The 13,699-nt window shown below is 34.6% G+C and carries 13 protein-coding genes and 1 pseudogene; 9 read left to right on the top strand and 5 right to left on the bottom strand.

Annotation, left to right across the window (positions count from 1 at the left end; translation table 11 throughout):
- Positions 1–112 precede the first annotated feature (112 nt).
- From ABWU52_RS04900 to ABWU52_RS04890, 3 genes are all read left to right on the top strand, one after another.
- A complete protein-coding gene (locus tag ABWU52_RS04900) occupies positions 113–394 on the top strand; it encodes a hypothetical protein (RefSeq protein WP_353276431.1) in 282 nt (93 codons plus the stop codon).
- Between the two features lie 23 nt (positions 395–417).
- Complete coding sequence (locus ABWU52_RS04895; RefSeq protein WP_353276430.1) at positions 418–876, top strand: hypothetical protein; 459 nt, start codon at positions 418–420, stop codon at positions 874–876.
- Between the two features lie 64 nt (positions 877–940).
- Positions 941–2,029, top strand: coding sequence for an IS481 family transposase (locus ABWU52_RS04890; RefSeq protein ID WP_353276176.1), 1,089 nt, complete (start codon positions 941–943; stop codon positions 2,027–2,029).
- Positions 2,030–2,050: 21 nt separating this feature from the next.
- Here the strand turns inward: ABWU52_RS04890 and ABWU52_RS04885 are convergent, their stop codons facing one another.
- Positions 2,051–2,842, bottom strand: coding sequence for an IS3 family transposase (locus tag ABWU52_RS04885; RefSeq protein ID WP_353277733.1), 792 nt, complete (start codon positions 2,840–2,842; stop codon positions 2,051–2,053).
- Complete coding sequence (locus ABWU52_RS04880) at positions 2,818–3,117, bottom strand: transposase (protein ID WP_064085359.1); 300 nt, start codon at positions 3,115–3,117, stop codon at positions 2,818–2,820. The genes ABWU52_RS04885 and ABWU52_RS04880 overlap by 25 nt, the downstream gene beginning before the upstream one ends.
- A gap of 141 nt (positions 3,118–3,258) precedes the next feature.
- Between ABWU52_RS04880 and ABWU52_RS04875 the strand changes: the two genes are divergently transcribed.
- From ABWU52_RS04875 to ABWU52_RS04855, 5 genes are all read left to right on the top strand, one after another.
- Complete coding sequence (locus ABWU52_RS04875; protein ID WP_353276429.1) at positions 3,259–3,990, top strand: reverse transcriptase domain-containing protein; 732 nt, start codon at positions 3,259–3,261, stop codon at positions 3,988–3,990.
- A gap of 158 nt (positions 3,991–4,148) precedes the next feature.
- Positions 4,149–4,634, top strand: a complete 486-nt coding sequence (locus ABWU52_RS04870) for a group II intron maturase-specific domain-containing protein (RefSeq protein ID WP_353276428.1) — start codon at positions 4,149–4,151, stop codon at positions 4,632–4,634.
- A gap of 456 nt (positions 4,635–5,090) precedes the next feature.
- Positions 5,091–5,624, top strand: coding sequence for an HK97 family phage prohead protease (locus ABWU52_RS04865; RefSeq protein ID WP_353276427.1), 534 nt, complete (start codon positions 5,091–5,093; stop codon positions 5,622–5,624).
- A gap of 101 nt (positions 5,625–5,725) precedes the next feature.
- Positions 5,726–7,060 (top strand): hypothetical protein, encoded by a 1,335-nt coding sequence (locus ABWU52_RS04860; protein WP_353276426.1) that lies wholly within the window; start codon positions 5,726–5,728, stop codon positions 7,058–7,060.
- Positions 7,057–7,668 carry a hypothetical protein gene (locus ABWU52_RS04855; RefSeq protein ID WP_353276425.1) on the top strand — a complete coding sequence of 204 codons (612 nt, stop codon included), beginning with the start codon at positions 7,057–7,059 and terminating at the stop codon, positions 7,666–7,668. Before ABWU52_RS04860 ends, ABWU52_RS04855 begins: the two co-directional genes overlap by 4 nt.
- Here the strand turns inward: ABWU52_RS04855 and ABWU52_RS04850 are convergent.
- Together ABWU52_RS04850 and typA are read right to left on the bottom strand one after the other, a co-directional pair.
- Positions 7,661–8,896: a CCA tRNA nucleotidyltransferase gene (locus ABWU52_RS04850; RefSeq protein ID WP_353276424.1), complete on the bottom strand. Its 1,236-nt coding sequence runs from the start codon at positions 8,894–8,896 to the stop codon at positions 7,661–7,663. The genes ABWU52_RS04855 and ABWU52_RS04850 overlap by 8 nt on opposite strands.
- A 332-nt stretch (positions 8,897–9,228) precedes the next feature.
- Positions 9,229–11,058, bottom strand: a complete 1,830-nt coding sequence (gene typA / locus ABWU52_RS04845) for a translational GTPase TypA (protein ID WP_353276423.1) — start codon at positions 11,056–11,058, stop codon at positions 9,229–9,231.
- Positions 11,059–11,279: 221 nt separating this feature from the next.
- Here typA and gltX point away from each other — a divergent pair, with 221 nt between their 5' ends.
- Positions 11,280–12,629, top strand: coding sequence for a glutamate--tRNA ligase (gltX, locus tag ABWU52_RS04840; protein WP_353276422.1), 1,350 nt, complete (start codon positions 11,280–11,282; stop codon positions 12,627–12,629).
- A 42-nt stretch (positions 12,630–12,671) separates the two neighbouring features.
- Here the strand turns inward: gltX and ABWU52_RS04835 are convergent.
- Positions 12,672–13,620: pseudogene (locus ABWU52_RS04835) on the bottom strand (IS481 family transposase).
- Positions 13,621–13,699: the final 79 nt, after the last annotated feature.

Here is a 13,699-nt window from a genome sequence, read left to right as displayed (position 1 = left end):
CAGAAAGATTATAAAATAAATTAACCTTTGGGCAAGCTAATATCTGAAAATCCTTTACAAACAATTCTGATTTTAATATAGTTTCTTTATTTATGTGTGTTGAGGTATACTTATGAATTCTGAAGAATTAGAAGAAATGTTGGCTAAAAAAAAGAGGGTGGATGCTGTAATAAAAGATCTTGTTGATACTGTTACCAAAAATGATTTAGAAAAAGTAAAGTCAATTTTTGAGAAAAATAGTTCCATTATTCGAGATGTTGTTACTGACGTTAATTCCCAAAGCGGTACAAATTTATTAAAGTGTTCTGCTAATAACAAAATGGCCGAATATCTAATAGAAAAGGGTATAAGCTTTAGCGCTGCAGTCACAAAGGCAGTTCAAGAAGAGATTTAGAGTCAGTAAAATCAATCTGTCAGGTGAGTAGCTTAATAGCTAAAGATGAGTTACAGCAAGATTCTAATCCACTAGAATCTGCAACTTATGATCACAAATTTAATGATAAAATTGCAAGGTATTTGATTGAACAAGGTGCAAATCCTAATGCAACTGATCATCTTGGTCGTTACTTACTTCATCTGCAAATTGCAAAAAGCAATTTCAAAGGAGCTAAGGCTTTAATAGAAAACGGCGCGGATGTTAACTTAATAAATCAAGAGGTAAAAAGCTATCAGAACTTAATTATTGGTGGTAGTGCGTTAAAGGGTCAAACTGCGTTGAATTTTGCAATTAGAATATATTACAAATATAAAGACATAGACGATCAAAAATCTGATAAAACCTTAAAATTTATAAGTTATTTAATAGAACAAAAAGCAAACTTAAATATTAAAGATTGTAATGAGATGGTCCCTTTAGATATTGCTGTAATAGTTTAGACTTAATCTGACAAGCGAATAGAGTAAGATAAAAATATAAACAAATTTTAAAGGAGTGTCAGATATGAGTACAACACAAGAAAAAATATTAAAACCAAAGTTAGGATTGCTAGAACTTGCAAAACAATTAGGGAATGTATCGCAGGCATGTAAAGTGATGGGATATTCGAGAGATACATTTTACCGATTCAAAGAACTATATGAAACAGGAGGAGAAGAGGGATTACATGAGATAAGTAAAAGTAAGCCATTATATGCAAATAGAGTATCAGAGAATATAGAAAAAGCAGTAGTTGAAATAGCAATAGAATTTCCAGCATATGGACAAGAAAGAGCAGCAAATGAACTGAAAAAGAGAGGAATTCTAATATCTGCTAGCGGGATAAGATCAATATGGCAAAGAAACGATCTTGAAAATTTTAAAAAGAGATTGAAAGCGCTGGAAGCGAAGGTAGTACAAGATGGTATAATTTTGACAGAGGAGCAAGTTACTGCTTTAGAAAAAGCTAAGGAACAAAAAGAGGCACATGGCGAAATTGAGACACAACACCCTGGATACTTAGGTAGTCAAGATACCTATTATGTAGGCAATATCAAATGTATTGGACGAATTTATCAACAAACTTTTATTGATACCTACTCTAGAGTGGCCTTCGCTAAGCTTTATACGGAGAAAACTGCCATAACAGCTGCAGATCTTCTCAATGATAGAGTTATACCATTTTTTGATGAACAGAAAGTTCCATTGCTACGCATTTTAACCGATAGAGGTACGGAGTATTGTGGCAAACCAGGGAATCATGCGTACCAGCTATATTTGGGAATAGAAAATATTGATCACTCTAGAACCAAAGCTTATTCTCCACAGACTAATGGTATATGTGAAAGGCTTCATAGAACTATGCAAGACGAATGTTACAATATTATCTTTAGGAAAAAGATTTATAGTACTTTGGAAGAGCTTCAGTTAGATGTTGATCATTGGTTGCATTCTTACAATAGAGCTAGACCTCATTCTGGTAAGTATTGCTACGGTAAGACTCCTATGCAGACCTTTTTTGACAGTATGCATATTGCTTACCAAAAAAATATTGATAACATTAAAGCAGATTCTGATATCGGTTTTGACTTCGTCGATTCTTCTGTCAGATAATTCATGCTTGTCAGATTAAGTCTAAACTATTACAGTTTTAGCTTGTTGTGCAGAGTGTTGTGAAGTATCAATGAGTAACTCTCTCTTAAGTGAACTAAAAAAGCTCTCTGAAACAGCATTATCATAACAACAACCTTTGTGACTCATACTAGAAGTAATATTTTTTGTACTTAGTAAAAATTGATAATTTTTAGAGGTGTATTGCGATCCTTGATCGCTATGAAATAGTAGATTTTTAGCAGATTTGCGCCTACCAATAGCCATGAATAACGCATCTATAACTAATTGCCTATTTACTGCATTACTCATTGACCAGCCAATCACCATGCGTGAATATAAATCTATTATTGCTGCCAAATATAACCATCCTTCATTAGTTTTTATGTACGTAATATCAGTTACCCATATCTTGTTAGGTTGATCAGCGATGAAATTCTGATTTAATATGTTAGGAGTTATAACTCTATTGTCTATTTGTGGTTTTTTACTTTTAAACTTTCGTCTAAGCTTAGCTTGAATGCCATTTTTCTGCATAACATTTTGCACTGTTTTGATGTTATAATTTTTACCTAAAGCCTTTAATTCAGCGTGAATTTTAGGAGCTCCGTATCTGCATTGTGATGCTCGATATACCTTCTGAATATCTTGTATGAGCTCTTCTCTTATTGATTTTTTGTTGTTTTTTTCCTTAGTAATCCATTTATAATAACCACAAGCAGATACGTTCAAAAATCTGCATGATTCCCGTATTTTATAGCATTTTTTATGTTCTTTTATAAAAGAATATTTTACTCTTTTTGGTTTGCAAAATATCCCAGGGCTTTTTTTAAAATGTCTCTTTCCCTCGTTACTCTTGCCAGCTCTTTCTTTAAATCAAACTTTTCTTTGTCACAATGAGCTACTTTCCCTTTTCCTGGAAACGCATCTACTCCAGACATTCTATCATTGTATGTTTTTACCCATCTGCTTAATGAATCACCGCTAATACCCAAATCTCTTGCTATTTTTGCTGATGATTGACCTGTTTCTTTTACTAGTCTTATAGCTTCAATTTTGAATTCTGCTGTATATTCTTTTCTTTTTGTCATACCACACCTCTTTGAAAAAACGTTTTATTTTACTTCAAAAACGTCTTAACTTTCTGTCTACTTTTTCTGGGTAAGGTCACACTGCAGGCTATCAAGAAACACACAGACTGCAAATGGGTCATACTGTATGTTGAGAGGTGGATGAAAGCCCCCATTCAGCAAGCAGATGGCAGTAGGGTAACAAGGGATAAAGGAGTTCCGCAAGGAGGTTCAATAAGCCCAATCATTTCAAGCATATTTATGCACCATGCGTTTGATATGTGGATGAAACAAAATTATCCAACAGTACCATTTGAAAGATATGTAGATGATGCGATAGTGCACTGCAGAACTAAAAGACAGGCAGGATTTATGAAAGTAATGATTGAAGAAAGATTGGCTAAGTGTAAATTGAAGTTACATCCTGAAAAGACACAGATTGTGTACAGTAAGGATGATGATAGAAAAGAACAATTTCCTAAACAAAGCTTTGATTTTCTAGGTTATACTTTTAGACCTAGAGTAGCAAAGAATAAGATGAGGAATTATTTCATCTCATTTCTACCTGCAATTAGTAACAAAGCCAAGAAGAAGATCAAGAAAACCATAAAGTCATGGAGAATACATCGGATTACATGGACCACACTAGAGGAAATATCGAAGAAAATAGATCCAATAGTCAGAGGCTGGTTTCAGTACTATGGCAGGTTTTATAAATCAGAGATGTATCCATCTCTCAGGAATATAGAGAGATACCTCATAAGATGGGTCAGGACAAAATATAAGAAACTTCGTGATCACGGAAGACTAGCAAAGCAATTTTTAGGAAAAGTGAGAAAGAGGTCTCCAAGTATTTTCTATCATTGGACACTTGGGTTAGGATCAAAAGGCTAAATAATGGGAGCTGTATAAGCCGAGAGGTTTCCGTGCAGTTCTGCGAGAGACTGGTGGGGAAGTTCCGCCGGTCTACTCTCCGTGTTATACATTGTGTAAGCGAGAACCAAGCACAACTAATTTTGAGTCAACTTGAACAGAGACTGAAGATTTGCAAATTGGAAATAAAACATACAAAGACCAAAATTATCTATTGTCAAGATGGAAAGCGGAAGGAGAATCATGAGAATGTATCATTCACATTCCTTGGGTATGAATTTCGAAAAAGGCTTGTACGGAATAGAAAGGATGGTAGTCTATTTGTAAGCTTTACTCCAATAGCAAGCAAAGAAAGTTTAAAGAAGATGAGAAAAGAAATTAGAGGCTGGAAATTTGCTCGTAGAACAAACTTGGAAATAGAGGATATATCACGGATATGTAATCCAATCCTGAGGGGGTGGTTTAATTATTACGGGAAGTATCATATAACTGCACTAGATAGCATAATAAGAATGTTTAATAGGAAACTCAGAAAGTGGTTTCAAGCAAAGTACAAAAAGCTGAGAGGACATAGAACCAAAGCAGCTAAGGTACTAGAGAGAACTGCAAAGAGTAAACCAAATCTGTTTGTACACTGGAAATTAAGTATAGGGTTAGGGCAATGACTAGTGGGAGCCTTATGAAGCGCGAGTTTCACGTAAGGTTCTGTGAGGGGCCAGGAAGGAAGTTTTCCTGGTCTACTCTCCTATTTTAAATCTATCAAGAATACGAGGGAGAAACATGGACAGAGTCATTAATGAATGGTTTTATAGCCGCTGTTTCTTTGGGATTTGGCTTCCTTCTAGGAAAAATAATTACTCCTACAAACGAAGCTGTTTCTACAAATCTAGAAAACGCTGCTGTTGAACAACCCAATGTGCAACAAACCCTACCCTTATGTATATAAAATGACAAATTTTATAACTAAAAAAGTACTTCCCCATTTTCAAAGCACTGCATACAATAGAATTATATTGCAGTGCCTTATACTCATCCTGAGATATAGGAAAACAATCTATACAACATTTTAAGCTGGCTCAGAGCACTGGCAAACCCAATACCATAATTTACAAGGAGGACTTATGAATAAGAAATTTCTCTATTCACCATTGTCAATAAAAAGCATAGAAGAAAACGGAGTATTTTCTGGCTATGCGAGCGTTTTTAATATAGTTGATAAGCAAAATGATCTGATATTACCCGGAGCATTTAAGAACAACTTAAATAAAAGTCAGATAAAACTTCTTTGGCAGCACAACCCAAGTGAGCCTATAGGTAATATTACAGATATTTGCGAAAATGATATTGGCCTATATATAACTGCACATTTGCTTTTTGGTATTCAAAAAGCAGAGGAAGCATATTTAATGCTAAAAACTGGAACTATTAACGGGCTTTCGATTGGCTATATACCAATAGAGTATGATGTTGATCATGAAAGCGGAGCTCGAGTGTTAAAACAAGTGGAGCTATGGGAAGTTAGTTTGGTTACTTTCCCTGCAAATTTGGCAGCTCAGGTAATCAACGTGAAAAATCAGCACAATGAACAAGAAATGTTAGCAAGAGCAATAGAAAAAGCAAATTCTGTGCTTACGAACATGTGTATTTCTGCTTAAAATCTATAAAAACTTTCACACAATTTAACATCTATATTATTATTTATTTTATAATTACATTAATATATATAACTTTAATACTTTAAAAATTAGGTAATTTTATGCTAAATACTAACAATAAGGTTAATTACGAACCTAGTACTAAACAAAAGGAAAAAAAATACAGCTTATCCACTGTGCTTGCTTGGCTATATCTAAAAACAATTGGACGAATATTGCCAGGGAGATGGAATAAATGGGCAGAGAATATCCTACATTACAATATTGCAGATAATGGGGTTCAGACTGATGATCTTTTAAATTCTGACAGAGAAAAGGAATTGAAGGATGAAATTAAGAGACTAGAAGAAAAGTTGAAAGAAGGTAGTAAGAAGGAGGAAAATCAGTCAAATTTAAATCAGGAATTAACTAAAAAAGAGAAAGAAATTACTGAACTTAAAGAACAAGTAAAATTATTAGAAGAAGAAAAAGAAGCAAAAATAAGCAGTTTAACGCAATTAAATAAAGTATTAGAACAAGAGAAAAAGGAAATGGAGACTAAAAATAACGAACAAAAGCAAACTATAATTGAAGAAGAGAAAAGAATAAGGGAACAAGATAATTTAATAAATTCATTTCATGAAAATAAAAATATAAATGAAACTGTGAAGAAAGAGAATAAAAGCCTACGAGCGCAAAACACAGAACTTAAGAGTAAATTTAGTAAGTTAAACAACGAGTCTGATACTAAAATAAAGCAATTAGAAAATCAACTTAAGGAGAAACAAGCAGAATTCACACAAGCTGAGGAAAAAATACTAAATTTAGAAAAAAAATTGGAAAGTGCTCAGCAACAATTAGAGCAAAAAAATACTGATCTAACAAATCAATTAAAGGATTCAAGTAGTAAACTAAATGCTGCTAAAGAGGAGAAAAAAGAATTAGAAAGCAAGATTGCTAGTCTACAAGAACAAGTACAGACATTAGAAAAAGGTAAAGAGTGGGAATCAGCTGGAATAGATGATAGCTTAAGGCAAACTCATTTGAATCTGATAGAAATGTTAAAAAAAGAACTTGCAAAGAAAGAGAAACAGATTGAGCAATTACAAGAGAAACAGAAGCAAGTAGAAGATCAATTGAAAGCTGATATTAAAAAACTACAGGGAGAAAAAGAAAACATGGAAGAACAATTAAGAATAATGCAACAACAACTGTTAAATAATCAAGAACAACAAAAGTTGGAAGAAAAGTTAAAGGATGTTGATAAAAGGTTAGAAGATATTGATGGAGAAACTCAAAAATCACAAGGGCAAACAAAAACTAAAGCGTCAGATACAGTGAGTTTGATAAGCACAGTATCTACTGCAAAATCAACTACTGGTTCTATGAAATCAACTCGGTCAAAGTTTTCAAAAATCTTGAACCTGAAGAAGAATCTCATCAAAATGAAGAATTGAAAAAAAGTTTTCCTGAACTTGAAGGAAAACACTTTTGCCATAACGTGCTTGGTGAAACTATAAAATCTCTATCAAATCAAAGTGATGGTAAATTTGAAAGCAATAAATTACTTGCACTGTTGAAAGAGAATTTGGTCAAATCTGGAAAAGCGATCATAGAAGATCTAGTTAAAAAAGTTGTTACACGAGCTTTTGAACAAGATGTTAAAAAAAATTCTGTCATACAGGTATCTTCTGTTCAAAAGTGCGCAAAAGAGTTGTATTTAAATGAAGAAGATAGTAAAGCAATACTAAATTCTTTCACAGGTTTTTTGGCTAACAGAAATGATAGCAATAATGATTCAGTCAAAAAATTTGTTGTGCAGAAGTTAACGGAAGCTGAAATGAAATGTTTTTCAGATAAGATTCAGGGATTACAACTGGCATCAAGTATAAGAGATAAATTTTTATCCCCAGATCAGGGAATGTGTAATCAGACTCAAGTAGGAGTAAACGAGTATCAATTAACAGAGAAAGCTCAAAAAAAATACAAATTACCACCTAATTCTTCCATGAGTCACACTAATAGCACTCTGGTAAGTGTGAAGCAAGAAGCAACGTCTAGATAAAACTTTTAGCATAAAGTATCAGCTCCTCCTTTGTTAAAGTGTAGGAGCTGTCTTCCCAGTGTTGTCGTAGCAATTCCAAGTTTCTACCTAAATTTTTCCCTGGTTGATGACCTATAGTTATTAAATCATCACCAGATAAAGGAAATTTTGGAATATTGAATATATGAGCAAATGAAATATACTCATCAACATTTGTTCCAGACTCAATACCACAAATCTTCATTAAGTCACAATATAATTCCTTACCAAATAAAGATATGTATTTCTTTTGCTCTTTTTCTGAAAGCTCTGTTTTGATATTGTTTGATAATAAAAATAATATTTTTTTCTTTTGCTTATTTGAAAGACGTAGAAGTTTGCTTACATATTCTCCAAGACTAACTCTATCTTCGGCAGTCCTAAGAAGCAAAGCTAATTTTGTTAGTGCATCGATTGGATCCAAACTGGGATCTAGGAAAGGCATATGGACATACGCTGAGGGTTTTGTAGGAGGTTTAGTGTTGATAAGAAGTGGTGAAGATAAAATTTCGCATTTTACTTCTTTTGGAATAATTTTTTGTAAAACATCAGATTTTTGCATGCTCTTAAGTGTTGGAGCAGGATCATTGCATTCCAAGAGTTTAAATATTTCTTCTCTTATTCTCTCTCCAGAGAGGTTTTGAATCATGTGTGAATGCTTTTTGCACACATCCAATATTTCATCACTTAAATCTCCTATGCATATTTTAGCGTGAAAACGAAACGCTCTTAAAATACGTAGATAGTCTTCCTTAATCCTATCTTCAGCGTTACCTATAAAGTTTAACTTTCGTGCTTTTAAGTCCTGAATGCCACCAAAGTAGTCGTATATATGGCCATGCTTGTCTGCATAAAGAGCATTAAATGTAAAATCGCGCCTTGAAGCATCAGCTTGCCAATCATTAGTAAACTCTACCTTCGCATGTCTACCGTCACACTTTACATCATGCCTTAGCGTTGTAATCTCAAAGGACCTCTTGTGTAAAATTGCAGTGATAGTTCCATGTTTCAGACCTGTTGGAATACTCTTTATATTGCAAAGCTTGAGCGCTTTAATTGTTTGATTAGGCAGCAGATTAGTAGCAAGATCAATGTCGTGAATTTCACGCTGCAAAATTGAATCTCTAACACACCCACCAACAAGCCTTGCCTCACCACCAAATTTCTCTATTGCCTCAATAATTATACTAACTTCGTGATCAATTTTCATATATATCATATTACACAAAATGCAAAATTTTCGCAAAAAGCCTCATATAAAAATATATAGGCAGGAGAGTGGTAAAATAAGAGGGTAAAGTGATAGAGTAAATAGTAAGTCTACAACAAATCCAGTGCCTAGAAACTTATAAGTATAAAAGTAATGTTAAAATACAATGTTTTCGATGATTATAAAAAAGCTGGATGAGCTACTTGCATGACACCTTTGTAGCCTTCTCTTGTCATCCCAGTACCTGCTCAAGTAACTGACACTGGTTCCCTTTATGATGGTGTTATCCGAGTAGCTGACACTGGCATCCAGATTTTTATCAGGAACGTTGATTACTCTTTATTCTTCGCCCTTCCTGCACGTTTACGTTCATTTGGATCGAGGAACTTCTTACGCAAACGTATAGATTTTGGAGTTACTTCTACCAATTCATCATCGTCTATATATGCTATCATATCCTCCAGTGTCATTATTTTTGGTGGAGTAAGCTTTATAGCTTCATCGCTACCTGAAGCTCTTACGTTTGTTAATTGCTTACCTTTAAGTACATTTATTTCTAAATCATTGTCACGACTATGCTGACCGACGATCATGCCACAATATACTTTATCCTGTGGCTTAATAAACATAATTCCCCTATCTTGCAGATTGAAAATTGCATACGCTACTGCTTCGCCTTTGTCTGTTGAAATTAAAACCCCATTACGCCTTCCGGAAATTGAACCTTTATGTGGAGCATAACTGTGAAATAAACGGTTGATTATACCAGTGCCGCGAGAATCAGTTAAAAATTCTCCTTGATAGCCAATTAATCCCCTTGATGGCACTAAAAATGTCAACCTAGTTCTTCCACTACCAGAAGGTCTCATGTCAGTTACTTCACCTTTTCGAAAGCTAAGTTTTTCCATGATGATTCCACTATACTCATCATCTACATCAATTACTACTTCCTCTATAGGTTCAAGTTTTTTGCCATCTTCTTCTTTAAACAGCACTCGAGGCCGTGAAACTGAAAGTTCAAAACCTTCCCTTCTCATATTTTCAATCAGTACCCCAAGCTGCAACTCACCACGTCCACCTACTTCAAATGCTTCACCACTTGGAGCCAAAGTTACAGTAATTGCAATGTTTGTTTCTGCTTCTGCATATAAACGATCTTTTATAACAGTTGAGGTAAGTTTTGTTCCCTCTTGCCCAGCAAAAGGTGAGTCATTCACGCTTATAGTAATCGCCATTGTTGGCGGGTCAACTGGAGTTGAGCTGATCGCAGTTGTAACTTCTGGTGCTGCTATAGTGTCTGAAACTGAAGCTTTCTCAAGTCCTGCAATGGCAATGATATCACCAGCTACAGCTTGCTCTACTGGAACGCGTTTTAAGCCAGAAAATGAGAGTAACTTAGTTAATCTCCCTCGCTCAACCACTTGACCATCAAGATCAATTACCTTAAGATCTGAGTTAACTTGCGCGATTCCTTGGTAGATCTTTCCTGTCAATATTCTGCCAAGAAATTTATCAGATTCAAGTAAAGTAACTAGCATAGCAAAAGGTGCATTTTGATCATAAACAGAAGGTTTTATGTAATCTATCACCGTTGAAAATAATGGGCTTAAATCTTTTCTCTCATCAGATAGCTCCTTAGCACACCAACCATTTCTACCTGAAGCATAGAGTACTGGAAAATCTAGTTGCTCGTTGGTTGCATCAAGGTTAAAAAATAACTCATATATTTCATTTAGTACTTCATCAATTCTGCTGTCTGGTCGATCAACCTTATTGATTATCACAATCGGTTTTAAATTTGCCTTTAGTGCTTTTGACAACACAAACTTAGTCTGTGGCATTGGACCTTCTGCAGCATCAACCAGTAGTAATACACCATCTGCCATGCAGAGCACCCTTTCCACTTCTCCACCAAAATCCGCATGTCCTGGTGTATCAATGATATTGATTTTCTCATCACCCCACATTATTGACGTACATTTTGCAAGTATTGTAATCCCACGTTCACGTTCTTGATCACCACTATCCATCACTCGTTCTTGAACTTCTTGATTCTCACGAAACGTGCCACTTTGTTTTAACATGTTATCAAGTAAAGTAGTTTTTCCGTGGTCAACGTGTGCAATTATTGCAATATTGCGGATTGATTTAAATTCACTCATTTCTTATCATTTCAAATTTAATTTAATAACAAGTATACGTATAATATATTTAGAGTAAATAACTAAAGCCGTGCTTTCAGAGTATTTTAGGCAGATCATGGAACTCTAACAAAAAGGTTTCATGTTCGCTGTACTTTGTAGCAACTAACACCAAGACAAAGAAGAATCTTGCTTTAGCAGTACATTTATATACAATTAAATAAACTAAAGTGATCACTTAAATGCTAACAAGATTCGCTCCAAGCCCAACTGGCTACCTACATGTAGGAAACATACGCACTGCACTCATTTGTTGGATGTACACACGTAATCAAAATGGAAAATTTTTACTACGTTTTGATGATACTGATCTTGAGCGTTCAGATATCAAATATGTAGATAATATCATAGAAGACCTAAAATGGATTGGCATAAATTGGAATTCAAGTTTTAAGCAATCAGAGCGTTTTGAGCGCTATAACGAGGTGTTCTTACAGTTAATGAAAGAAGGTCATATTTATGCATGTTATGAAACAAGAGAAGAATTAGACACTAAACGAAAATTGCAATTAAAACAAGGTCTTCCCCCTATTTACAATAAAGGTGCGTTGCTTTTAACTGAGCAAGAGAAAATTCGTTATGAGCAAGAAGGACGAAAACCACATTTCAGATTTAAATTGGATAGAAATAAAACTGTAAAATGGAATGATGAAGTTAAAGGCGAAATAAATATTGCAACAATTCATATCAGCGATCCTGTAGTAAAAAGAGAAGATGGAATTTATACGTACATGCTACCTTCTGTTATTGATGACATTGACTTTAATGTAACCCATGTTGTACGTGGGGGAGATCATGTAACTAATACCGCAGTTCAGATTCAAATGATTCAAGCATTAAAAGCGAAAATTCCTATCTTTGCTCACCTTCCTCTACTACATTTTGATGATAGCAAAATATCGAAACAGAAAGGCGGGCTGGATATTAAGTCCATAAGAGAAGATGAGATTGAACCAATGGCACTCATTAGCTATTTAGTAAAACTTGGAACATCTGATCCGATAGAAGCTTATATTGATATGCAGCCTTTAATTGACTCATTTGATATCAAAAAATTTAGCTCAGCATCTTTACAATTCAGCTTGAGTGAAATGTATAAGCTAAATAGCAAAGTGCTGCAACAAATGCCATTTGAAATGGTGAAAGATCGTTTAAGTCAAATTGGTTCAGAGTTTTGGTATTTTATAAGAAACAACATAAACAGGTTTTCTGAGGTGGCCAAATGGTGGCAAGTATGTAAATCCAATATAGAGCCTATGGTTATTAATAAAGAATTTATAAAAATAGCACTAAGCACATTACCTCAAGGTGATTGTAATGAAAATACGTTATCAGAATGGGTTAAAAATATTCGACAGACAGTTGATATAAAGGCAAAAGATCTATTTATGCAGTTGCGCCTCGCTTTAACAGGAACAGAAACAGGTCCAGAACTCGCTAAATTATTAATTTTTATCGGTAGAGAGAGCATTGTTGCAAGGTTAGAAGAAAATCATACAAAAGGTTTAAATGCACCTAATGTATTTGAATGACACCAAGCTGTAATAGTTTAGACTTGATCTGACAAGCATGAATTAACTGACAGAAGAATTGACAAAGTCAAAACCAAAATCAGCATCCTGTTTAATGCTATCAATATTTTTCTGATAAGCAATATGCATACTATCAAAAAAGGTTTGCATAGGCATAGCAATATTTACCTGAATGCGGTCTAGATCTATTGTAAGAATGCACCCAATGGTCTACGTCTAACTGAAGTTCTGCCAAAGAGGTGTAAATTTTCTTTCTAAAGATAATATTGTAACATTCATCTTGCATAGTTCTGTGGAACCTTTCACATATGCCATTAGTCTGTGGAGAACGAGCTTTGGTTCGAGAATGATCAATATTTTCTACCCCTAAATATAGCTGGTAAGCGTGATTTTCAGGTCTGCCACAATACTCTGTACCACGATCCGTCAAAACACGTAGCAATGATACTTTCTGTTCATCAAAGAACGGTACTACCCTATCATTAAGAAGATCTGCAGCTGTGATAGCAGTCCTTTCTGTGTAAAGCTTAGCAAAAGCAACTCTGGAATAGGTATCAACAAAGGTTTGCTGGTAAATTCGTCCAATACCTTTGATATTACCAACATAATAACTGTCTTGGCTACCTAAGTATCCTGGATGCTCTGTTTCAATTTCTCCATGGGCCTCTTTTTCTTCCTTAGCCTTTTCTAGAGCTGTTATCTGTTCTTCTGTTAAAATGATACCATCCTGAGCTACTTTTGCTTCTAATGCCTTTAACCTCTTTTTAAAATTTTCAAGATCGTTTCTTTGCCACACTGATCTTATTCCACTTGCAGAGATGAGAATTCCTCTCTTTTTCAGTTCGTTTGCTGCTCTTTCTTGTCCGTATGCTGGAAACTCTATTGCTATTTCAACTACTGCTTTTTCTATATCCTCCGACACTCTATTTGCATACAATTGCTTGCTTTTGCTTATCTCGTGTAAAGCCTCTTCTCCTCCTGTTTCATACAGTTCTTTGAAGCGGTAAAATGTATCCCTTGAATATTGACCTTACCCAGAAAAAGTAGACAGAAAGTTAAGACGTTTTTGA

It is taken from the genome of Wolbachia endosymbiont (group B) of Villa cingulata, from assembly GCF_964028285.1.
GTDB lineage: Bacteria > Pseudomonadota > Alphaproteobacteria > Rickettsiales > Anaplasmataceae > Wolbachia.
This window is presented reverse-complemented; position numbering and strand designations above follow the sequence as displayed.